Source organism: Bacillus sp. FJAT-49736, assembly GCF_018343615.1.
Classification (GTDB): Bacteria; Bacillota; Bacilli; order Bacillales; family Bacillaceae_C; genus Margalitia.
In genome coordinates this window covers 807,722-830,868 of record NZ_JAGYPI010000002.1, presented here as the reverse complement: position 1 = coordinate 830,868, position 23,147 = coordinate 807,722, and the positions used below count along the sequence as shown (strand labels likewise).

At 36.1% G+C, this 23,147-nt stretch carries 26 protein-coding genes, 1 pseudogene and 1 riboswitch; of the genes and pseudogenes, 21 read left to right on the top strand and 6 right to left on the bottom strand.

Features of this window, described 5'->3' with window-relative positions; all coding sequences use genetic code 11:
• Positions 1-18: 18 nt before the first annotated feature.
• Positions 19-357 (top strand): DUF1801 domain-containing protein, encoded by a 339-nt coding sequence (locus tag KHA87_RS15480; protein WP_213095040.1) that lies wholly within the window; start codon positions 19-21, stop codon positions 355-357.
• A 42-nt stretch (positions 358-399) separates the two neighbouring features.
• Here the strand turns inward: KHA87_RS15480 and KHA87_RS15475 are convergent, their stop codons facing one another.
• Complete coding sequence (locus tag KHA87_RS15475; RefSeq protein WP_213095039.1) at positions 400-897, bottom strand: hypothetical protein; 498 nt, start codon at positions 895-897, stop codon at positions 400-402.
• Between the two features lie 133 nt (positions 898-1,030).
• On the opposite strand from KHA87_RS15475, the gene KHA87_RS15470 reads away from it, so the two are divergent.
• The 10 genes and pseudogenes from KHA87_RS15470 to KHA87_RS15425 all read left to right on the top strand — a co-directional run bounded on the left by KHA87_RS15470 (position 1,031) and on the right by KHA87_RS15425 (position 8,376).
• On the top strand, positions 1,031-1,351 hold the full coding sequence (locus KHA87_RS15470) for a YciI family protein (RefSeq protein ID WP_213095038.1): 321 nt from the start codon (positions 1,031-1,033) through the stop codon (positions 1,349-1,351).
• A gap of 170 nt (positions 1,352-1,521) precedes the next feature.
• A complete protein-coding gene (locus KHA87_RS15465; protein ID WP_213095037.1) occupies positions 1,522-1,737 on the top strand; it encodes a hypothetical protein in 216 nt (71 codons plus the stop codon).
• Between the two features lie 276 nt (positions 1,738-2,013).
• A pseudogene (locus KHA87_RS22245) lies at positions 2,014-2,331 on the top strand (ArsR/SmtB family transcription factor); the annotation flags it as partial.
• A 339-nt stretch (positions 2,332-2,670) separates the two neighbouring features.
• Positions 2,671-3,171, top strand: a complete 501-nt coding sequence (locus KHA87_RS15455) for a GNAT family N-acetyltransferase (protein ID WP_213095035.1) — start codon at positions 2,671-2,673, stop codon at positions 3,169-3,171.
• Between the two features lie 146 nt (positions 3,172-3,317).
• Positions 3,318-3,731: a GNAT family N-acetyltransferase gene (locus KHA87_RS15450; RefSeq protein ID WP_213095034.1), complete on the top strand. Its 414-nt coding sequence runs from the start codon at positions 3,318-3,320 to the stop codon at positions 3,729-3,731.
• 469 nt (positions 3,732-4,200) lie between these two features.
• Positions 4,201-4,770, top strand: coding sequence for a GNAT family N-acetyltransferase (locus KHA87_RS15445; RefSeq protein ID WP_213095033.1), 570 nt, complete (start codon positions 4,201-4,203; stop codon positions 4,768-4,770).
• Between the two features lie 43 nt (positions 4,771-4,813).
• On the top strand, positions 4,814-5,125 hold the full coding sequence (locus KHA87_RS15440; protein ID WP_213095032.1) for a hypothetical protein: 312 nt from the start codon (positions 4,814-4,816) through the stop codon (positions 5,123-5,125).
• A gap of 15 nt (positions 5,126-5,140) precedes the next feature.
• Entirely contained in the window at positions 5,141-5,515 is a 375-nt protein-coding gene (locus KHA87_RS15435; RefSeq protein WP_213095031.1) for a VOC family protein, read from the top strand.
• Between the two features lie 135 nt (positions 5,516-5,650).
• Positions 5,651-7,828 (top strand): MMPL family transporter, encoded by a 2,178-nt coding sequence (locus KHA87_RS15430; protein WP_249310416.1) that lies wholly within the window; start codon positions 5,651-5,653, stop codon positions 7,826-7,828.
• Between the two features lie 89 nt (positions 7,829-7,917).
• Entirely contained in the window at positions 7,918-8,376 is a 459-nt protein-coding gene (locus KHA87_RS15425; RefSeq protein WP_213095029.1) for a hypothetical protein, read from the top strand.
• A 483-nt stretch (positions 8,377-8,859) separates the two neighbouring features.
• On the opposite strand, the gene KHA87_RS15420 is transcribed toward KHA87_RS15425, so the two are convergent.
• A complete protein-coding gene (locus KHA87_RS15420; RefSeq protein ID WP_213095028.1) occupies positions 8,860-9,618 on the bottom strand; it encodes a YheC/YheD family protein in 759 nt (252 codons plus the stop codon).
• A 375-nt stretch (positions 9,619-9,993) separates the two neighbouring features.
• On the opposite strand from KHA87_RS15420, the gene KHA87_RS15415 reads away from it, so the two are divergent.
• A complete protein-coding gene (locus KHA87_RS15415) occupies positions 9,994-10,422 on the top strand; it encodes a GNAT family N-acetyltransferase (protein ID WP_213095027.1) in 429 nt (142 codons plus the stop codon).
• 13 nt (positions 10,423-10,435) lie between these two features.
• Positions 10,436-10,882: a GNAT family N-acetyltransferase gene (locus tag KHA87_RS15410; protein ID WP_213095026.1), complete on the top strand. Its 447-nt coding sequence runs from the start codon at positions 10,436-10,438 to the stop codon at positions 10,880-10,882.
• A gap of 84 nt (positions 10,883-10,966) precedes the next feature.
• On the opposite strand, the gene KHA87_RS15405 is transcribed toward KHA87_RS15410, so the two are convergent.
• The gene (locus KHA87_RS15405; protein WP_213095025.1) at positions 10,967-12,229 is read right to left on the bottom strand and encodes an ATP-binding protein; all 1,263 of its coding nucleotides are present in this window, start codon (positions 12,227-12,229) and stop codon (positions 10,967-10,969) included.
• Positions 12,230-12,465: 236 nt separating this feature from the next.
• On the opposite strand from KHA87_RS15405, the gene KHA87_RS15400 reads away from it, so the two are divergent.
• The 5 genes from KHA87_RS15400 to KHA87_RS15380 all read left to right on the top strand — a co-directional run bounded on the left by KHA87_RS15400 (position 12,466) and on the right by KHA87_RS15380 (position 17,610).
• Complete coding sequence (locus tag KHA87_RS15400; protein WP_213095024.1) at positions 12,466-13,830, top strand: amino acid permease; 1,365 nt, start codon at positions 12,466-12,468, stop codon at positions 13,828-13,830.
• 142 nt (positions 13,831-13,972) lie between these two features.
• Positions 13,973-15,223 (top strand): DUF445 domain-containing protein, encoded by a 1,251-nt coding sequence (locus tag KHA87_RS15395; RefSeq protein WP_349305594.1) that lies wholly within the window; start codon positions 13,973-13,975, stop codon positions 15,221-15,223.
• A 291-nt stretch (positions 15,224-15,514) separates the two neighbouring features.
• Complete coding sequence (locus KHA87_RS15390; RefSeq protein WP_213095023.1) at positions 15,515-16,477, top strand: helix-turn-helix transcriptional regulator; 963 nt, start codon at positions 15,515-15,517, stop codon at positions 16,475-16,477.
• Between the two features lie 144 nt (positions 16,478-16,621).
• Entirely contained in the window at positions 16,622-17,077 is a 456-nt protein-coding gene (locus KHA87_RS15385) for a DinB family protein (protein ID WP_249310414.1), read from the top strand.
• An 11-nt stretch (positions 17,078-17,088) separates the two neighbouring features.
• Positions 17,089-17,610: a DinB family protein gene (locus tag KHA87_RS15380; RefSeq protein ID WP_213095022.1), complete on the top strand. Its 522-nt coding sequence runs from the start codon at positions 17,089-17,091 to the stop codon at positions 17,608-17,610.
• 34 nt (positions 17,611-17,644) lie between these two features.
• On the opposite strand, the gene KHA87_RS15375 is transcribed toward KHA87_RS15380, so the two are convergent.
• On the bottom strand, positions 17,645-18,853 hold the full coding sequence (locus KHA87_RS15375) for a multidrug efflux MFS transporter (RefSeq protein WP_213095021.1): 1,209 nt from the start codon (positions 18,851-18,853) through the stop codon (positions 17,645-17,647).
• Between the two features lie 137 nt (positions 18,854-18,990).
• On the opposite strand from KHA87_RS15375, the gene KHA87_RS15370 reads away from it, so the two are divergent.
• The 3 genes from KHA87_RS15370 (at position 18,991) to KHA87_RS15360 (ending at position 21,482) form a co-directional block, all read left to right on the top strand.
• Positions 18,991-19,872: a LysR family transcriptional regulator gene (locus KHA87_RS15370; RefSeq protein ID WP_213095020.1), complete on the top strand. Its 882-nt coding sequence runs from the start codon at positions 18,991-18,993 to the stop codon at positions 19,870-19,872.
• A 125-nt stretch (positions 19,873-19,997) separates the two neighbouring features.
• Complete coding sequence (locus KHA87_RS15365; protein WP_213095019.1) at positions 19,998-20,921, top strand: ketopantoate reductase family protein; 924 nt, start codon at positions 19,998-20,000, stop codon at positions 20,919-20,921.
• Positions 20,922-21,191: 270 nt separating this feature from the next.
• Positions 21,192-21,482, top strand: coding sequence for a DUF3892 domain-containing protein (locus KHA87_RS15360; protein ID WP_249310524.1), 291 nt, complete (start codon positions 21,192-21,194; stop codon positions 21,480-21,482).
• A gap of 35 nt (positions 21,483-21,517) precedes the next feature.
• On the opposite strand, the gene KHA87_RS15355 is transcribed toward KHA87_RS15360, so the two are convergent.
• Positions 21,518-21,664: an FbpB family small basic protein gene (locus tag KHA87_RS15355; protein ID WP_213095017.1), complete on the bottom strand. Its 147-nt coding sequence runs from the start codon at positions 21,662-21,664 to the stop codon at positions 21,518-21,520.
• A gap of 392 nt (positions 21,665-22,056) precedes the next feature.
• Positions 22,057-22,899 carry a bifunctional 5,10-methylenetetrahydrofolate dehydrogenase/5,10-methenyltetrahydrofolate cyclohydrolase gene (locus KHA87_RS15350; RefSeq protein ID WP_349305589.1) on the bottom strand — a complete coding sequence of 281 codons (843 nt, stop codon included), beginning with the start codon at positions 22,897-22,899 and terminating at the stop codon, positions 22,057-22,059.
• A gap of 44 nt (positions 22,900-22,943) precedes the next feature.
• A riboswitch (ZMP/ZTP riboswitch) is annotated at positions 22,944-23,029 on the bottom strand.
• Positions 23,030-23,147 lie beyond the last annotated feature (118 nt).

The window sequence follows — 23,147 nt, the reverse complement described above, 5'->3', positions numbered from 1 at the left end:
CAAAGGGGAGTATGTAAAATGAATCAAGAAGTAACGGATTTGATTCAATCAATAAAAGAACCTTTGCAAGGAGATTTAGCCACTAGTTTGCGTGAAGTTGTCCATCAAGCTATCCCAGATATTAATGAGCGTATTCAATATAAAAAGCCACATTTTTTGAACAACGGAAAATATGCGGCTGTTATCTCAACATCTAAAGAAGCTGTTAGTTTTACGATTTTTAATGCCAGCACGCTGGAACTTCCGGAAGGCATGTTCGATGGACCACCGGAAAGAAAGACATTAAAGCTGCGTAAAGGGGATACGTTTGATTTCGAGCAACTAGTTTCCTGGGTTGGTCAAGCTTCAATGGGATAAGGAACCATCCGGTCCCTTGTCCTTTTTATATGAAAAGAAAAACTACCGTGGCCTCTTACGATTCGCAACATTTCTCCCAGTAACAATAAGGATAACGAGCACCAAAAAAACTGCTGTCCACTTCAAAAAAATTATTTCAGAAGACTTTTTATTACTTTCGTATTCTCCTACATTAGTAGGTTTAACATATTTTTCATTTTTAGTAGGTTTAACATATTTTCCATCCCTAGTAGCTTTAACATATTTACCGTTTCCATCTTGAACTGCAATTGCCTCATCTGTATTAATTCCTTTAATAGAGTAATATTTAGTACCTTTTTTATAAGAATTGGAAAAATTCCCAGAATAAGTTCCTTCCCTATCCGAATACTTTGTTACATGCCCAATTTCCTTCCCTATCTCTTTTACCTTCTCATCATTTACCACGTAAATATATCCATTCCAAACCACAAAGGGATATGCCCATTTAGCGAAGGACTTATCGGAAACTAAAAAGCTTATCGACAATACCGTGCACAATATGACATATATAGTCCTCATACATTTCCTCCTTAAAGGTATTTGTAAATATGTATTTCTTCAGGTAATAAAAAAATTCCTGTATTTGGATTAAGTAAAGGAATTATTTTTAAGATTGTAGTATTTAATAGTTAAGAAATTAGGAGGAATGAAAATGGAGCAAAAACAATTTATATATACACTAAAACTAATCCCCGAACTAATAGATCCGAAAAATTGGACAGACAAAGAGAATCAAATTGTGGGGAATCATTTTACAAGATTAAAAGAATTATTAAATCAAGGAAAGCTAGTATTAGCAGGAAGAACCCAGACGATGGATGAAGACACATTTGGAATTGTTATTCTTCAAGTGGAATCTGAAGAAGAGGCTACTTTGCTCATGAATGATGATCCGGCTGTAAAAGAAGGAGTCATGACAGCGGAAATGTTTCCTTATAAGGTAGCTTTATTTAATCATGATTTTAGAGCTTAGAAGCAGAAAAATTGAACGCCGGGACCTTAATAATGGACGGTTTCATAATGAATTGCCCTTGGTTCACCTTGGAATCCTAGCAGATATTTTTTTGGAAAAATATTTGAAGTGCTTCATCATATTTACACGCAAACGAATTAAAAAGTTTTGCCCAATAGGGGGCATATAATATGGAACTAATTGATACCACGCCATTCTTTTTCGGCTTGCATCCTTCGGTTTACTATTCCTATAATGATGAGGGTCATGAATGGCTTTCTTTTGCAAATATATACGCAAAGGAAATAAAGAGGACATTTGCGGAAGACTATCATTCTCTTACAACGGACGAATTATATCTTGAATGGTTCTCCATAAATGGCGGTAAGAAATTTGGCCATAATTGATTAGCTTATTTTATTGGGGACATGTTTTTTCAGGAAATGGTTATGAGATTGGGAGAATTGAACGCAATTATTGCTTGGAAAGAGGATGGCCAATTGAAAAATCAAATAGGCCATTTATTTTTGCAATTTCAACATTTTTCTCCAATTGTTAATTTAATCAAACATTTGATTAAATGTGGTTTATTGTCTGGTTTACTAAGAAAAATTGTAATTCGGGGATTAAAAAATTGCTCGTTTTTGTCGTACAGTTTTTACATCATCACATCTTTAATGTACTACTATCCTGTTGCAAATGAAAGCATCTATCCCAATGATCGTTACACTCCCAATTGCCTTTTAGTGTTAAAGCATAAAGCTCTTGGTGACGAGGCAAGATTGCGAATGATTAAATTGTTATATGAGGGTGATCGGACACTACAGGAAATAACGGAGCATTTGGATATAGGGAAATCTACCATTCATCATCATCTGAAAATATTAAGATCTGCTAGATTAATAGAAATCATTCAGTCGAAGTATTCATTAAAGAGAAAGTCAATCGAATTTGTTGAGGAAAGAATTGGAGTATTTTTTGAAAGGTTAGTGTATGGATAAAAAATGGGCTAGATTGCCGAAAAAAACGAGCAACTTGGTGAAATTGAGATGAAAACGGAGAAAAAAGCAGCTAGAACGCCAAAGCTTAAGAAGAAAACACCATAAAATAGTTGGGATCGGTGGAGTATTAAGTGATGTATGGGGAATCCGCCCGTTATATATAATGATCGGATCGATTATTTGCTTCGTTTCTTTATTAGGAATATTGCTTCCTTAATTTCGATTTCTAAATGAAACAGTGGTTGAAAGGGATACAGCGTAGGAAGGATATTTTTATAAAGTAATAGAATTCAATTTAAAAAAACAGGATCCAACAAACATATAGGGAGGACAGAAATCATGAACTTTACTATCCGCAAAATGCGATTAGAAGATATTCCTCACATTCAAAAGGTGGCAAAAATAAGCTGGGATTCTACGTATGAAGGCATTATTCCGAAATCGGTACAAGAAAGCTTTTTAAAAACAGCCTATAATGATGAAATGATGAAAAGGAGATATGAGGGTTCACTTATTTTTGTGGCAGAAGTAGAAGGGGAAGTAATTGGATTTGCAAACTTTTCTCGTTTAAAGGAAAACGGGGAGGCAGAGCTGGGTGCTGTTTACTTGTATCCTCAATTCCAAGGTCAGGGGATTGGAACCGCTCTTTTAAAAGAGGGGATTAACTCTTTGGGAAATGTTAAAGAGCTTTATATCAATGTTGAAAAGGATAACCTAATTGGAAAAAACTTTTATAAAGCAAAGGGATTTAAGGTTGTTTCTGAATTTGATGATCTTTTTGAAGGGCATGTTCTTAAAACGATGAGAATGGTTTTGGAAATATCCCCTACTTTAAATTAGAATTTTACCAAAAAGAAGGGTTTTTAGAATTTGAGTCGAATACTTCACAAATATCCTAACAAATGTTTGGAGGTCGCAATTTTGTTGCTTTACTATTGATATCTATCACCTGCCTAAAAGTAATAAAAATTTAGGAGTTGATATATATGTTATACAAAAATTGTCTTGAAGGAATTTCTTCTGATATGTTGGATGGCTTTTTTGTCGGTTGGCCAGATCCTCCAAATCCAAAAACACACTTCAGACTACTAAAAAATAGCAGTAAAGTGGTCATTGCGTTAGATGATAATACTAATCAAGTAGTTGGATTTATAACTGCAATCAGCGATGGGGTTCTATCTGCGTACATTCCATTCCTTGAAGTGTTACCAGAGTATAAAAATAAAGGTATAGGCAAGGAATTGGTTAAGCGTATGTTAATAGAACTTGATATTATTTATATGGTTGATTTGTGCTGTGAAGATAACTTAGTTCCTTATTATGAGAAGTTTGGGATGCTAAAATCAAATGGAATGCTCGTAAGAAATTTCGAAATGCAATCAGGAAATTCAAACAAATAAATAGAAGAACAGACGCTTGGTGAATAGCCAAGCGTTTTATATGTCCTATAGTATTCGCTTACTTCCATCGCAATTTGGAAAATTCACTAGCAGTTAACGGAAGACACGATATAGGACTGTTGTATTGAAAATCTTTAATAAAAATTGCAAGATTTGTTCAGGACGCTGCAAAAATTATGATCGATAACAACTGGATGGAGCAGCCCCCACATGGGTTGACCGGGATAAACTGAATTCCGACTAATCAATCACTACAACCAAAAATAAAATTGGAATGGGTTGGAGGGACAAACCGTTCAGATAATGTCGAGAAAACATAAGCAGAAATGGACAAACGAAATGCAGTTTAATGCATTCAGGCATAGTTCATGGGAAAAAAGAACCATATCCGACAAATTTTGTCCTATTTTTCCCACTAGTCTAAAAAATTGTTATATAATGACAATAACAAACTGATAGAGGTGATTGGATGGAACTGACAAAAATATATGGGGATCTACCAGTTTTGGAGACGGATCGTCTTTTGCTGCGGAAAGTAACATTGGATGATGTTGAGGATATTTATACTTATGGTTCAAATGAAGAAGTTACAAAATATGTTACATGGGATACGCACCGAACTCTATCAGACGCTAGAGAGTTTGTGGAGTTTGTTCTAAACCAATATGAAAGTAAGAAAGTTTCCCCTTGGGGAATTGAATATAAAGAGAATGGAAGATTAATTGGAACAATAGATTTCGTATCCTGGCAGCCAAAACACCATACTGCCGAAATCGGATATGTTGTTTCACAAGAATACTGGGGACAAGGGATTGCAACAGAGGCAGCAAAGAAAGTGATTGAATTTGGATTTAAAGAAATGGATTTAGTTCGTATTCAGGCAAGATGCTTTGTAGAAAACATTGGTTCAAGCCGTGTTATGGAAAAGGCAGGAATGTTTTATGAGGGCATTTTGAGAAAATCGGCCTTTATAAAAGGAAAGCACCATGATTTAAAAGTGTATTCTATTTTGAAGGATGAGTTTTCATTCAGAGAATAATAACTATCTATGAAATGGGGCGAAGGGTTTGGTAAGACGGTTCATGAGTATTTTTCTTACACTTTTAGCTTTGCTTGGAATAAATTATGCAGTAGCTTACTTAACAGGATCAAATTTCATAGATTATTCGTTTGTTGTCGGACTTGTTTCCAGCATTATCGTTTGGTTTTTCACCTCAAAAGGGGGACTAACCTCCCGTTTGACAGATGCTATTGTTCAAATAGAATCAACAAATTTTAAAATGAAATCGGATACATATAAATTTTCACCTAATACGGCTTTCTTTACCTCGGTAGCTTACACGCTTGTAGCGATTGTTATTACTTTTTATTATTATCGGAAGTATTTCTCGTAAAAGGTGAGGTACATAATGCAAAGTCCAATTATGAACCAAATTAACACCATTTTTGTTCATGTCAGCGATCTAAGAAGGTCGGTGGAGTGGTATTCCAAGCTGCTTGGGCAAGATTATGATTTGTCAAAGGTAAGCCCACCTGTATATAACATTAATATCAATCACTATACAGGTTTGACATTAGATGCAGGTCCTAATGATATGGTAAAACAAATAAATCCATCTAGTTACCCGTTGTTTAATTTTCATACAGATAATATTAATGAAGCATATGAATATATAAACCTATTGGGTTATGAAATAGAAAGTAAAATGGTGCGATTTGATGACTTTGCATTTTTTACTGTTCGTGATCCGGATCTAAACATTATTATGATCTGTAATGGTTAATAGAAATAAATACCCAAAAGCCTGGTTTCTCATTAATGAAGAAATCAGGCTTTTTAAATGTAATCTCCTGTTCATCATTGGTTCATAATCCTAATTTACAATCACTATGTAGACGGAAGAACAGGGGGGATGAACATGAATAAAATCGCTCATTTCATTAGCAGTTCTAAAGGATCAAAGATAATCTTATTGGGCTGGCTTGCAGTCATTATCATATTAAGTGTTATTGCACCAAGCGCCAAGCAATATTCCATCAGCAGTGGGGAAGGAAGCGTTCATGAAAATACACCTTCCGCTAAAGCAACAAAAGTGATGGATAAATACTTTCCAACAAAAGATGGTTTAACAGCGCTGCTTGTCTTTCATGATACAGGACAGATAACGGAACAAGATCGCGCGAAGATTACGGAAATTAGCAAGTGGTTATCCTCCGATTCAAAACCGAAGAATGTATCGGGTGCATTGCCATTTCACCAATTGCCAGAGCAAGTTCAAAATAAAATGCTTTCGGACGATAAAACAACCCTAATATTGAATGTTGCTCTAAAAAAGGGACTGGATTCAGATCAAATTTACGATACTATTGAAAAAATCAAGCACTATACCAATAAATATAACACCGAGGGCTTAAAACTTGAAATCACCGGTCCAGCAGGAATTTCTTCCGATACGATTTCTTTATTTAAAAACGCAGATCTCATTCTAATGTTCGCAACTATTGGGCTTATTCTAGTTATATTAATGATTATTTATCGCTCTCCATTACTGGCGATAATTCCATTAGTTATTGCAGGAATGATATATCAAGTAGTGGATCGGATTTTGGGGCTAGCAGCGAGGTACGAGTGGTTCACTGTTGATAAACAAGCACTCTCCATAATGATGATCTTGCTTTTTGCGGTTTTAACGGATTATTGCTTGTTTATTCTTGCGAGATATCGCGTTGAACTAAAAGTTAACGAGTCAAAATACGAAGCTATGAAAAAAGCTTTTACACACGTAATGGAGCCAATCTTATTTAGCGGCGGTACAGTTCTAGTCGCTATGTTTGTATTATTCTTTGCAAATTTCCAGCCATATCATTATTTTGCACCAGTTTTTTCGGTAGCGATGGTAGTTATTTTACTAGGCGGAGTAACACTAATACCGGCGCTTTTTGCAGTAGTTGGCCGGAAAGCATTTTGGCCTTTTATTCCGAAATACGAGAAGAACGAAAAGAGGCATCACCAAGGAATTTGGGCAAAAGTGGGTTCCTTTGTCACAAGGAAGCCTGGAGCAACAGTAAGTGTATTATTACTATTCTTAATCTTATCTGCTTTAAATGTAGGATCGCTGAAATATTCATTCAATATCATGAAGTCCTTTCCGAACGATATTACCTCCCGCCAAGGCTATGAAATATTAGAGAAACATTTTCCTCAAGGAGAATTAGCGCCTGTAACAGTAATTTTGGAATCACATAAGGAGATTGTTCAAGATTCTACCTTTGCGGAAAAAATCAATGATTTGGAAAAGGCGCTAAAAACTCAAGAAGGTGTTAGTGATATTTCGCCAAAAGCGGAGCCAGGCACCATTAATCGAAACGCAAATAATTTCTTATCCGAGGATAAACATGCAGTTAAGCTGCAATTGACTCTCAAGGATAATCCTTATGATCAATCGTCATTAAACGTCATTAACAAGTTACGTGAAAACGGTGAGGCTATTTTACAAGATAGTGGCTTTAATACAAAACAATTTTCTATCTATTACTCAGGACAAACAGCTGAACAATTAGATGTAAAAAATTTAAACAACCGTGATATGATTATCACTTTCTTATTAATTGCGATTTTCATTACTATTATGCTTGCCTTCCAAGCTAGATCAGTCGTAATGGCATTCACAATGATTGGGACGATGCTATTATCTTACGTAGCTACACTTGGTTTGGGATGGATGGTGTTCCATTATATCTTAGGCTATGACGCCATTAGTTATCGTTTGCCGGTGTACACCTTCGTATTTCTTGTTGCCTTGGGCGTTGATTATAATATCATGGTTGTCTCCAGAATTAGAGAGGAAGCAAGGCACTTTGAATGGAAAGAAGCGGTTGCCCGCGGTGTTTCCCTTACTGGTGGAGTCATTTCATCCGCAGGAATTATTTTGGCGGCTACATTCTGCGTATTAATGACACAGCCATTGCAGGAGCTCTTCCTATTTGGTATGACCATGGGGATTGGAGTATTAATGGATACATTTTTAGTTCGCGGTATGTTATTACCTGCCATTTTGACCTTCCTCAAGCCTAAGACATTAAATAGAACCAATTAAATATGTAACGTGCTGTTCATCTGTTGTTCATAAAAGCATTTTATTCTCGTTATAGGAATTAAGCTTGAAAAAAAGAGGAGGAATTAAAGATGTTTACCACCATGTTATTTTTTCATCTCTCTGGTTTATCGATATGGCTGGGATCGTTAATATCCCTTGCAGTTATAATGTCGCTGTTGAAGAAACAAGCAGGTTCAAAGGATGTGCAATCTCTATTGCAAAAAATCCCCGGCCTTTTCAACAGATGGCTTCATCCGAGCAGCTTCATTGTACTTTTAAGCGGAGTATTTATGATTATCGGCATGAATATTTCGGAGTCACAAAAGCCATTATGGCTTCACTTCATGGAAAAAGGCGGGTCCCTTACCATTCTATTATCTATTATTGTTTTAAGTATTATTAGCAGCAAAAAAATCAAAAAACCATTAAGAGCTGCGAATGTAGACGTGGGAGTGGTACAAAAGGGGTTATCAATTTATTTAGTATGGCTTTCTATTTTCATTATGCTAGTTTTATCTGTAGTTTTTATGGTAAGTTATAAATTTTAAATATAAAGGGCTAGCTGTATTGAATTTGGTAGTTCCAATTCCGTGGAGAAACATTGCAAATAGCATATGAAATGGCCTCTCTTTTATCATAAAAAATAACTAACCTATTACGCTGATTTATCAATTCAGATAATGAAAACAAATCCAAAATAGCATAGCAAATGGCACCCAAAGTATCATTTTGACAATGGATATTGTCATCTAGGGTGCTATTTTATTTGTAATTTGGTCTGTCAATTTTAATCTGTTAAGAGAAGATTTAAGGATTTGTACCATCGTATAGTATCATATTGTTAGAAATTATATATACAATCGGATTATTATCCGTGCTGCCATCATGGAATCTCGTTGCAACAGGTAAACCTTATTCACAATTTTATCCACTGTTATCGTTGCATTTTATGGCATATAGCCTAAAATGCACCTTTCCTTCCCTGAAGAAAATGGCCTCCGCACAGGGAGGGAAAAATAACAATTGATGGATTATAGACCTTTACGATTATCCACAATATGCCGCCATATCTTTGGATCTACAAGGTGAAATCCTGCAATACCAGGGGTACTGTTTAATTCAAATATTATGGGGTTTAAATTATTGTCTACCCCAACATCTATTCCATATTCTCTTGCAGGGTATTTGCTTGCTATGGTTTCAGAAGCACAAATGGATACATCCTTTATTTTTTCTAAAAGTTCTCTTTCCTTTTTGGGATTCAACTTAAGATAATGTTTCATAAGCTTCTCTATAGGTAAAATCTGTGAACCACGACATCTATTTACAATACCATTGTTATCAAGTTGTTTAGAGCTAATGTTTGCAAGTATGCCGCTGACCTCCCATTTGCTGTTGACTAATTGGGTATGAACACGAATGCTGAAAGGATGTCCGCTGTCAGTTACGCTTTTTATCCCTTCCTGAATGATATAAGGGTGCGATCTCCCGAATTTTTCAAATGGTTGTAGTAGTTCATGAATCTGTTTAACGGTTAGCTTTTGATTAATCTGCTGTCCCTGCATAGAATAACCATTTATCGTATGAAGTTGGTATGGCCCCTTAGTAACTTTAAAAATACCTCTGCCTTGGCCAGATGTATCGTGTTTAATATACAGTTCTTCAAATTTAGTTAAGAAAAGATGTAAATTAGCCATCGAATATTCTACTGTAGTTGGAATACTGCCGAGCTTCATTTGGCCAGAGTTTAATAGTTTATACTGTTCCAGTTTTCCCACTGTATGAACCAAAGTTTTTCACCACTTTCATAAAAAAACACTATAATTTTTCAGATTAAGTGTTTGCTTCTTAATCATATTGTTATGTATATGCTGGTCCAAAATATGGTGCGCCGGCGGATGCATAATTTTACATAAAAAACCCCGTAAACACTGCTCTATAGCTTAATAGACAACAAATCTTGAAATTTCACCACGTAAAATTAAGTTACATTCGTTTCATTCTCTTATTAAGGTGTGAAAGGCACAAAATAAAAATGCTCTAAGAAGCTAATGCACATCACCTCGACTTTATTTTTGAGTTTCATGGATGCTGAAAGGATTTTCCTCCTAGTTATCGAATATAACTAGGAAGCAGATTATGCTAAAGAAAAGGAGATACCTTAAATGAATAATTTAATATTTCAAATAAAATCGAACCATGAGGATTCTGAGTATATCCGTAGTAAATTAATGGAATATAATATGAAATACCTTTCGGATAAAGAGATTGCCTATGTTAACGAGGATATAAGCATTACGATTAATGATGAAGAAGGAAATATACTTGGTGGTATTACGGGAAACACCAAGCTTCATTGTCTATTCATCCAATTCTTATGGGTGGATGAAAGATTAAGAGGTCAAGGAATGGGAGCGAAGCTATTAAAAAAGGTAGAGGAATTGGCGGTTGAAAAAGGTTGTAGAATGATAAGGGTGGACACTTTTAGCTTCCAAGCACCCGAGTTTTATCAAAAACAGGGCTATGAAGTATATGGTACGGTGGAAGATTTTCCTGAGGGATGTACACATTATATGCTATTGAAAAGAATGTAAGGATGGGTGAAATATGACGATTGTCTTGGAGAGAGCAACAGAACCGGAGTTAATAGAGATATATGATTATGCTGGTCAAAATAGACAAGAGGCAACTGGAATAACAGCCGATAATCATCAGGAAGAAATGATCAAGGCCTATGAAAACTCCATAAAGCACGGGGCATATTTTTTAGTAGCAAGAAACAATGGTATTTTAGTCGGTTGGGTATTGATGGATAAGAGTACGGACTGGTTTACTGGAAAGGAAATTGGCTGGATCAGTGACGTATATGTAAAGGCTGAGTTTAGAAAACAGGGTTATGCCAAACAGCTATTACAACAAAGTTTACTGGAATTTAAAAGCTTAGGATACTCGGATGTGCGATTAAATGTTTTTTCCTTTAACGAGAGTGCCATTCGATTATATGAAAAAATAGGCTTTCAAGATTTGTGTAAGTTTATGAAAGTAGAAATTTAATAGCATTAACACAGAAGATATAAAAGAATATACAGAAATAAATTTAACTTGCTGGAAGTGCACCAGCAAGTTAAATGAACAGTCTCATTCTCTTAATACTCTAGGGAATGTTAGATAAATAATGGTTCCAAGTCCTTTGGTACTGCTGACGTCGATTCTACCACCCATTTCTTCCGTGATACGTCTGCATACCATTAGTCCAAGCCCGGTTCCCTTTTCCTTCGTTGAATAGAAAGGGAGGCCGAAGCGGTCAAGTGTTTCTTTACTCATTCCTTCCCCATTATCCGCTATAGAAATTTGAACCGTTTTTTGATTCACCTCTAATTGAATGACAATCATTCCATTTCCGCTAGAAGCTTCGATACCATTTTTTAATAGATTGATAAATAATTGCTGCAGCCTGCTGCTGTTCCCTTTGATATGCGCAGGGAATTTATTTTGGAAATCAATCTTTACATTATTGAGAGTTGCAAAAGAGGAAATGGATCGAACAGCACTTTTTAATTCAATGGTTACATCTAGTGAAACACCTTTTTCAGCTGAATGGTTTTTTCCTAAAGCAAGATAATCGGCAATAATGGCGTTCGCACGGTCCACCTCTTCTATGCAAATCTTAATGTATTCTTTTTCGGAAAGTGAAATTCTAGTGGAGGTCTGTAATATTTGTAAGAAGCCTCGTACACTGGTCATTGGATTACGAATTTCATGAGCGACACTTGCAGCCAACTGTCCTATTACATTAAATTTTTCCGCATGTAAAATTTCGTTAGATAGATTTATTTTCTCAATATGAGCCTCAATTAAATAAATGACAAGCCAAATTAGGACGATATTTTCGAGAATATAAAAAGAGTAAATAATTAGCTTGTTAAAAGTTAAGCTTTCAGATAGCATGAGTGAACCCAGGATAGGGGTACTTGCCGAAAAAATTCCTAAAAACAAAGAGGAATAAGTTAATTTTTCCTTTAGAGAGAAGGTGAAAAAATGGCGCTTAAGCTTGATAAGAATACTGCTTGCGATTAGCAGAATTATAAAACCTGGAATTATTCCTACTCCACCAAAGAAATAGCGAAGGATCATATAGTATAACGAAATGATTATCCCGGTAATGTTCCCTCCGTATATAAATGCCAAGTACAATGGAACAAGTCTTAAATCTATTAATTTTCCTTCATTTATTTGAATAGCAAACGAAAGGGATAACGTGACAGCGATACCACAAGTAACGCCGAATAATATTTTGTTTTTTACATCATGTATTTTTTCCTTCACAAGCACTAAAAATAAAACAAAAGGAAAAAGTACCATTAATATTTGGAGTAATATGTTGTCGTAGTGAATTTCCATGAACAGTTCTCCTTCTTCGACAATAACATACATCATTTTTAATTCTATAAGGATAGTGAAAACTCCTTTTAATCATGTCGTATTTTCGTTTAGAAGATAGGAAAATCGTCCTCGTACCAGGGACAATTGTATTTTTTAAATAGAAAATATATAATGGGGAATAATTCAAAATTTTAATAGAAAAAAAGAAATTGCAGCAACTACCAAGACACATACTAGATGAGATGGTGATGAACATGACACAGTTGACGAAGGAAAGAAATCTAGAAAGAGGTCTAAAGAACAGACATATTCAATTAATTGCAATTGGTGGTGCTATAGGAACCGGCTTGTTCCTAGGAGCTGGTAAATCAATACATCTTGCTGGTCCCTCCATCATGCTGGTGTACCTAATTATCGGTGCCTTTTTGTTCTTTGTAATGCGTGCATTAGGAGAATTATTACTATATAAATCTACTACCGGTTCCTTTATAGAATTTGCACAAGACTTTATAGGACCCTGGGCCGGTTTTATTACGGGCTGGACATACTGGTTCTGTTGGATTATGACAGGAATTGCGGAAATAACGGCTGTCGGAATGTATGTTAAGTTTTGGCTTCCGAATATACCGCAATGGGTACCTGCCTTAATATGTGTGATTGTTCTGTTTCTTATTAATCTAGCTACGGTTAAGGCCTTTGGGGAAATTGAATTTTGGTTTGCTTTAATTAAGATTATCGCGATTGTAGCATTGATTGCCATCGGCTTTGTGCTTGTATTTATGGGTTTTAAGAGTCATGAGACAAAAGCTACATTTGCAAATCTTTGGACTCATGGAGGATTTTTCCCTAACGGAACATCAGGATTTTTGTTAGCTTTTCAAATGGCCGTATTTTCTTTTGTTGGTATTGAGCTTGTTGGGGTCACCGCTGGTGAGGCTATGGATCCGAGAAAAACACTTCCAAAAGCAATCAACAGTATTCCAATTCGTATTCTCATTTTTTATATTGGTGCTCTGTTTATGATTATGTCTATCTATCCTTGGAATGGGGTCGACCCTGACAGTAGCCCATTTGTAAAAGTCTTTGCTTTAATTGGGATACCTGCAGCAGCAGGAATTATTAACTTTGTTGTACTAACCTCTGCAGCATCATCTTGTAATAGCGGAATTTTTAGTACAAGCCGAATGCTTTATACTTTAGCGAATGAAGGAAAGGCGCCTAAGTATTTAAAAACGCTGAACGAACGAAATGTACCAGCACCTGCATTGCTTTGTTCCACCCTCGTGCTATTAGTTGGAGTAGTGCTTAACTATTTATTGCCGGATAAAGTATTTACGTTGGTTACAAGTATTTCAACTATTTGCTTTATATGGGTATGGGGAGTAATCATCGTTTCACATTTGCGCTATCGCAAATTAATGCCTGAAAGTGCGAAACAGAATCCTTTTAAAATGCCATTTGCTCCTATATCCAACTGGCTTGTGCTGGCGTTCTTTGTATTTGTGATTGTTTTGCTTGGCCTAGCTGCTGATACAAGAATAGCGCTATTTATTACACCAGTTTGGTTTATAATTCTGCTTCTTAGCTATTTTTGCATGAAGTTATTTAAAAACGATTAATGATAAGAACCGTCCTTTATTATTGGACGGTTTTTTATTTGACTTTCACTATGAAATATCATAACAATAAAATGAAGAAGAAACTCGAAATATGGAGATAATGTAATATGCATGCTAATGATTAAGGGAGAACGATGATTTGGTGAAGAATAAAAGGAATTCCAGATATTTGGCAGGATTTTTTCTTATAGTTATGGCACTCGGTTTTTTCATCACGATGCCTTTTCAGAATAATATCATTGGTAGGCTCTTACAAGGGGCCTTTGAAGCAGGAGTTGTCGGTGGACTTGCGGATTGGTTTGCCGTAACGGCGTTATTTCGTCATCCGTTAGGAATACCTATTCCACATACCGCACTGCTGCCCAATAATCGACAGCGTATGACTGATGGGATCATTAATTTGGTTGAGAATAATTGGCTTTCCAAGGAAAGTATTCAGTCTAAGGTAGCGCAGGTTCGCATTACGGAGAAATTACTTGAGGAACTTGAGAAAAATGTCCACTCAAAGTGGGTAAGCAAGGGTATAAAAACAATCTCTAAAAGAATGATTACACAAATAAATGTAATGCAGCTTGCAGATGTTCTTGAAAGGGAAGTAAAGGCAAAGGCTTATGCAATGGATGTAAAGGTTTTGCTTGGAACTGTTATCGATAAATCGCTTGCAGGTCAATACGATGAAAAAGCCTTCGATTATTTATTAGTAGAAGTAGAGAAATGGATTTCTAAACAAAGCACGATTGAAAAATTAGGCAGCCTTGCTGTGCAATTAATTGATAATGCAGATGTCGATGGGTTTGTGAAGTTTGCGATAAAATCATTTCGGAATCTGATTAATGAAGAAAAGCTCGGTAACATTATTTTTAAACTCGTGACAAAAGGAATTGATGATCTTCGGAATAGTGATAGTAAAAACAGAGAAGTTTTACTCACAAAGGCAAGAGCATTCTTGGAAGAATTAAAGGAAAATGAAAAGGTTATTTCCGAAATCAATCAATGGAAAAACAGCTTCCTTGATAAATGGGATGCTCATAAGCAGATCGTCACTATTTTAGAAGATATGCAAGAAAAGCTAATTTCATTTATTGAAAGTGATAAATTCGATGCGATGCTATTACCATTTTTAACACGATTATTGGAAGAGCTGAAAGAGGATCAGGAAAAACGGAGCAAAATCGAGGAATGGATACACAGGCAAATAATGGATTTAGTGGAAAAGAATCATACTAAAATTGGAAATTTGGTACGTGAGAATTTAGATAAGCTTGATAATAAAAAGCTTGTGGAATTAGTGGAAACAAACGTCGGCAAGGATCTGCAATGGATTCGTGTAAATGGTGCGGTTTGCGGATTTATTATAGGTTTAGTTCTAACCATAGTTAAAGTGCTTATTTAAATAACTGTTATTGTATCAATTGTTTCCTTTGGTATTCTTTTGTAAATCATAAAGTTTGCCTAGTTTCGCGGCATCTTTTAATAAGATGATTAAAGGATTCTTATAAGGTCAAAAGCAGCATAACTTAGGGAAAAAGCCTTAAAGGGAACACCTTGTAAAAGGAGATTAATTCTTTTATAAGGTGTTCTTTGCCTTTATGTCGGCATATAGCAGGAAATTGCACATGTCCATTAGAATATAACCTTTATACAGAGAAACGCAGATAAAATGCTTATGAAGGGGAACGTGGTAATGTCCAAAGCAGATAATATGTTGTCTATCTTATGGCTGATAAAATCAAGAAGGCGGATGACAGCGAAACAGCTTGCAGAGGAATTAGAAATCAGTATTCGCACCGTATATCGCTATATCGATTCGTTGTGCGCAAGTGGAGTGCCAATTATTGCTGATTCTGGCCATAATGGTGGTTATAGCATATTGGAACAGTTTAATGAAGCTCCTTTATTTTTTGATTTACAGGAGCAAAAGGCACTTATCCATGCGGCAAAATATGCTGAAGAAGCCGGCTATCCTTTTGGGGAGGCGTTGGATTCTGCGATTTCGAAACTAAAGCTGTATACAAATGAAGAGCAATTAAAACAGATTAATCGTTATTCCATTGGATTTGATGTAATTCATCCTCCCGTCAATACATCCGGAGATGAAACCCTGGAACTTTTAGAACAAGCGGTTGCAGAGGAAGCTACTCTTTTTCTTGAGTATAGAAAAAGGAATGGAGATGAACCATCCAATAGGAAACTAGATCCATATGGTATCGTAAATTGGAAAAACAGATGGTATGTCGTTGGATATTGTCATCTTCGTAATGAGATTAGAAGCTTTCGTGTTGATAGAATACTTAGCCTATCAAGGACCGATCAAACCTTTGAAAGACCAATAGAATTTTCAGCACGCGGGTTTTTGTTGAATAGTATTCTCCCGGATATCGAGGACCCAACAGGATTGATTTCTGTACGAATAGAAGGGCATAAATCAGCCATTGATAATCTTTGTGAGCATTGGTTATTAGGACATATGTTAATCGAGAGAACTCATAATGAGGTGCATTTTAAGCTGGATAAAGAAATGATAACTTACTCTTTGCCGTATTTAATATTATCCTATGGGAAATCCATTCAAGTGCAAGAGCCGAGTTTTCTGAAAGAGAAATTAATAAGTATCGCCTCTGACATGATAAATTTTTATCAATCATAATTTCCACTGACCGAATTTGTCAGTGAAGGTAGTGTATATTGACCATAGAACAAGTTACCAGTTGAAAGCAATCAGAAAGATGTGGGATAGGCGATTTAATTGAAATTTATACAACAATACCAAAGGAAAACGGAGGTGAATAGAATGGAGGAATTTACCCAAAGCTGGTTGAAACATCGTACCGTGCTAAATCAACTACTTACTTTAATAGATAATGAGCATATGTATTTCAAACCTTGGGAGGGTGCATATACACTTAGCGACCTTGCTTTGCATATTGCAAGTTCCATGGACATGTTCGTCCAAGCAATCAAGAATGGTTCCTTTTCAATGTCGGGTCTTCCACCTTATGAAACAATGGATGATGTTCGTAAAATTGTATTAGAGTTTACTGAAAAAACAAAGCAGGACTTAGAATTGCTGAATGAGTTACATTTAGAGAAAGAAATTGCGTTCAACCATTTTTATGCTTCTGGTAAGACGTGGCTGGAAAATGCAAGAGATCATGAAATACATCATAAAGGTCAACTGTTTACCTATGCACGGATGATTGGTGTGGAAAAATTGCCGTTCTTTATAATACAACCGGACAGAAGATAGGAGGAGTATGGATGGAACAACCATTTTTAAAGATGTATGATTATCATGTTTGGGCAAATAAACGGGTATTGGAGAAACTAAAGGAAATCCCTGAGGAAATTTTACAACAAGAAATACAAAGTGTTTTCCCAACAATATTAGATGCGGTAGGACATACCTATAGAGTCGATGTATCTTGGTTATATGTTATGATGGGAAAAAGCTTTAATGAAATTATGACATTGATGGGTGAAGTGTCGGAGAAAATAAAAACGATGACTCTCGCAGATTTTGAAAATGCTTATCAAAGTGTAGCAAATCAATATGGAGAATTCTTTGCTAGCTTAGGCTACAACGATCAACCTGTTATGACCGACCATCCTCAGTTTGGAAAATTAGAAACCACTGTATCTGAGTTGGTGCAGCATGTATCAAACCACGGGACCTATCACAGAGGGAATATCACCGCTATGTCGAGACAATTAGGATACCCTGGCGCATCTACAGATTACATATTTTATTTGTATGATAAACCCAAAGAAGAAGCACGCTGATTTTCAGCGTGCTTCTTTTCTGGTGCCTGACAACCTAATGACTATGGGACATGGTTCTTCTTTTTGAACCAATATGATTAATACTGTATACCCATAATGCATTTAGGAGTAAGAGAGCACTTGTGGTGAAGAATACATAGTGGATACCAAATAATCCGGCCATTTGTCCTCCTAATACGGATCCTCCAAGAGTACCGATGTATTGGGCCGATTGATTATACCCAAAAACACGGCCAACAATTTCATCCGGTGCACTTTTTCTTACAAGGTTGTTGATAGAAGGTAATAATCCTGCAGTGGCAAGCCCTAATAAGAACCGTAACCCCATTAATTCCCACGGTGTTTTGACAAATGCTTGTGGAATAAAGATAATTCCTGCAACAATCAATGCTCCAATTAATATTTTCCGTGAGCCAATACGATCGGCAAGTTTTCCAAGTCTTGGAGCCGCGATGATGTTAGCAAGTCCCGAAGCAGCTACCACCATACCCGCAATCATCGATAGATGAGCTGCATGTGGTGAAAGTTCTTTTACATATACTGTAATTAACGGCTGAATGGACATATTCGCAATTTGCAAAATAAATGTACTAGCAAACAATGAAATTAACAATCTGGTATCTGGAACAAGCCTCCATACCTCTTTAAATGCCAACGGTGTTTTATGAACAGGTGTAAATTCCTCTTTTATCAAAAATAACACGGCAAAAAAGGCAATCAATAATAATACACTTGTTACGACAAAACAACTGCGAATCCCTACGAATTCTGTAATGAATCCACCTAGTAACGGTCCTAATAAACCACCGCTAACAGAACCGGTGGAAAGAGTTCCGAGTGCCCAACCCGAGTTCTTCTTCGGAGTTTGAGTAGCTACTAATGTAACGGATGCGGAAATATAACCAGAAACTGCCCCCATTAACATTCGTAATGCGAGCAGCTGATAAACATTTTGTACAAATGCCATGAAAAAAACGACAATGGCCATTCCAAGACTCGCCCGCAAAAGCATGAGTTTGCGGCCTTTCTTATCTGCAAGCTTTCCCCAGATAGGAGAAACAATTGCAGAAAGTAAAAAGGTAGAACCGAATATTAATCCGGACCATTTTTCTACATCCGAAGTAGTATGCACTCCAAGTTTTTCTATATAAATCGGGAGCATGGGAGCTATTTGGCTCATTCCCGCGGCAGTTACAAACGAACCGAACCAACAAACAAATAAATTCCTTTTCCAAGTTTCCATATAAACACCTTTCTTGTGCAAATATTTCGGTTTCCGTAACAATTATGCTCCTTATCATACTCCAAAAAATTGATAATGACTAATATATATATTACTATCTGCTTATAGGTTTAAAGTTATTAATAGAGGTGAAGGCATTGGATTTATTACAATTACGATATTTTCAAATTGTTGCCCATTTAGAGCATATGACAAATGCTGCTAAGCAGCTTAAAGTTGCTCAGCCATCCTTAAGCCAAACCATTTCCAGATTAGAAGAGGAACTTGGTTTTTCTCTTTTTGACAGGGAAGGAAGGAATATTAAGTTAAATTCATTTGGAAAAATATTATTAAAAAGGGTAGATCGTGCATTCTCAGAATTGGAATCCGCAAAGGTTGAGATGGCAGAGCTTGCTGGAGAGAGCAATAATCTTATCTCTTTGTCTGTTATGCATACTCCGTTGCTACCGAATATTATTAGCAAATTTCGAAAAGCATATCCATCCGCAAAATTTCAGGTAAGCATGCATTCTCCACTGCGGTTAGTTGACCAATTGGAAAAGGGGGAAATTGATGTATGTGTTACTTATTTCCCTATTGAAAAGGAAGGGATTAACTGGGTGAATCTCATGGAGGATGAGGTATTTATTGTGGTTCCGGAAAAGCATCCATTAGCGGAAAGAAAATGTATAAGGCTTAGAGAAGTAGAAGATGAACAATTTATTAATATGGAGCGGACCAATCCATTTCGAATGTTGACCGATAGATTCTGTGAAAAGGCAGGTTTTACTCCGAATATTGCCTTTGAATTGGAAGAACCCGGTTCCATTCATAGCTATGTAGAAGCGGGCTTAGGAATCTCCTTTTTAACAGAACACACTATCCGCTATGCAAGCCATGAAAAAATTGTCCCGTTGCACATAGAACAACCAGTGTGCAAGCGAACTATTGGAATGGCATGGAAAAGTGACCGATATACATCCAAGGTGGTCCGTGAATTCAGGGAGTTTATGATTAGGTATTTTAAAGAATTAGAATAATATGCGTTGAGGTGTCATTATTTTTTAGACGGAAAGTGTAACATATAAATATTTTGAATAGGGGTAAAATTTATTAAATAGAATGTAAAGATAGTATAAAATAGAAAGAAAAAAGGGGGAGAATTATGCATACAGTAATATTTGGAGCGGGTGCCGTTGGAGGTTATTTTGGCGGAAAGCTTGCGAAAGCGGGATATCCGGTAACATTTCTGGTTCGAGAAAGACGCTACGAACAATTAAAAAAACGTGGATTAAAAGTATTTAGTTTTCATGGAGATTTTATCATTACTCCAAATTTAGCAATGAAAAGTGAGGAAATCGTTCAGCCGGAACTGGTTATTTTATCGTTAAAAAACTACCATTTAGCATCAGCACTTCCGCAATTAGATACGCTAATTCATAACGGAGCCAAAATATTACCCCTTTTGAACGGAGTTCAGCATATTGAATTTTTGACGAACCGTTATGGAGAAGAGAATATTCTGGGAGGTTTGTGCCTAATAGAATCCACCTTGAACAAGGATGGAGATATCGTTCATACGAGCGATATGCAGGATATTGTTTTTGGAGCATTAAATGGTAACAATTCCAAATTCCATTTTCAAGTAAAAGAAATGCTAGAGCAATCAAGTGTAGGTGCCGCGCTTACGGATAATATAGTAAGAGAAATGTGGAATAAGTTTATTTTCATTACAACGTTTAGTGGTATCACCTCGGCAACTCGTCAGCCTATTGGTGTTGCTATGAATGATGACATAACCAAGGACTTACTGACTGATTTTATACAGGAGATCTACCAAACTGCAGTTTCATTAGAAATACCAGTGGCAAAAGATATTGTAGAAATAATTACAAGGAAAATTGAAAATCTACCTCCGAATATGACATCCTCCATGCATCGGGATCTCGAAAAGGGTCAGCCTTTGGAATTGGAGTATCTGCAAGGATATGTATTGGAGCAAGCCAGTAAGCGGGGAAAGAAAGTACCGGTTACTAGATCTATTTATTCACTACTTCATCCGTACAAAAATGGTGGAACTCTAAAATAAGAAATTTTAGGGTTCTTTTTTTGTAAACGATGTTCGGTAATGCAGGAAGTAATTTTATCTTTTATGATGTGGATGGAAATATGTTTGATGCTTAGAGTGAGTTAAGTCCGAACTTTAAAAGGTAATCTTTAAAAGCATTTGTAGAGTCTCTCATACAAATGCTTTTTCTATACCATTCCCTAATATCACTTAAAGTACATAAAATTATAGAAAAGTTGAACAATACTTAGTATTGGAGGTGTAAAAGTGGAAGATAATTATTTTGACAAAATGTACCAGCAGTACCGTGAACAGGGATTGCAGCAAGCAAAGCTAGAAGCTGGCGAAGAGAACTTAATGGGAAAAGAGGAAATCGTGGCAGTCAGAAAAAATAATGACGGCGATATTATTGCGTTTAAAACGAACGCGGGTCGCGAATTAGATTATATTACAGCATTGGATGAAGCAAAAGCAGGGAAAATCGCTCATATTGATGTTTTTCATAAATACGGCAGGGATATCATTCGTAGTGAGCCGGATGGAATAGAAGAAAATAATTTAGATAACCTGCCCGATTTTTAGAGCGGAACAAGATATGTTCCGCTCTAAAAATGCCATTACTCTTTCGACAGCTTTTCATCTAGTTTTTTCTCTAATTCCGTAATAAATTTCGTATCCTTTTCCATCATTTTTTTATTTTCATCTATTAAATCATTTAAATTAAAAAACTTAGTATTGTGTAATTTCCTTAGTCTAGTTTTCATAAGTATTCTCCTTTCTAAAAGTAAAACCTTGATATTTACAATATCTTATTTTTTATTATAATATAAAAAATCAAAATAAACCATATAGTCAGTTTATTTCACGAATTCTTAACAATTGAACAAAAATATAGGAAACAAAGCAAACGATCAATCCTCATTTGAGTTCATCCACAAAAATCAGGAGGATCGAGAACCCCTTGGAGCATAAAAGTATTATATTTATAAAATATTAATATAAGATTAAAAATTAATTAAATCATTCCAATCACCGAATAATACTTATTGATTTTATAATTAGGAGATAGAAATCGATGAAACCTAAAGTTTATTAGTGGCAATTACGAGGGAGTGGTATAAGAAACGGGTGCTCCTGTTAGAGCACCCGTGAAAAATCACATATTTATTGTTTCTTCTGCTGCAGCAACAGTATGTTTTAAAAGCATCGAAATGGTTACAGGGCCAACGCCTCCAGGCACAGGGGTAATGGCACTGGAATGTTCTAGACAGGCTTTATAATCAACATCGCCGATATTACCTTCGTTATACCCTGCATCTAAGACGACGGCCCCATCTTTGATCCAGTCGCCTTGAATAAGCTTCGGTTTTCCTACTGCAGCAACAACGATGTCCCCAAGTTTCACTACTTCTGCTAAGTTACTTGTTTTGGAATGGCATGTTGTCACCGTCGCATTTTTATTTAAAAGTAGGGCAGAAACGGGTTTTCCTAGAATAGGACTTCTTCCGATAACAACCGCATGCTTGCCTTCAATAGGAATTCGATAATAATCTAAAATCTCCATAATAGCAGCTGGAGTGCAGGAAGGATATTTGCCAAATCCAAATGCTGTTTGACCATAGCCAAGGCTTGTAACGCCATCCACATCCTTTTGAATAGCAATTGTTTCAAATGCTGCCCTTTCATCAATATGAGAAGGGACTGGATGCTGGAGCAGAATTCCATGTACCTTCTCATCCATATTTAGTTCTTGAATTTTGCTCACTAATTCCTCTGTTGTTGTTTCTTTAGGAAGATGGATTCTTAGCGACTCCATGCCGAGTTTTCCACAAGCATTTCCTTTCATTCTTACATAGGTTGCAGAAGAAGGATCATCCCCTACTAAAATCGTTGCAAGACATGGGGTAATCCCTTTGCTTTTTAAATTTGTAATTCTAGCTTTTAGTTGATTCTTTACATTTTGAGCCACTTTGTTTCCGTCTAATATAAGGTTTTCCACGTTAAAATCCCCCTTAAAATATAAAAGAGATAAGGATAGTTCCTTATCTCTGCCCAGACGACCCGACTCTATAAAAAACACAGCTCCCATGTGGTTCATTCCACGAATGTCGTCAGTTACTGTGCTATAAACATTTTTATAAGATAAATTTTACCAAACAACCACTTAATCTTCAATATGTGGTTAGATGCAAACAAGCAAAAATATTTATAGTTGAATAAATTGTGAACGGTATTATCCCTCATAAT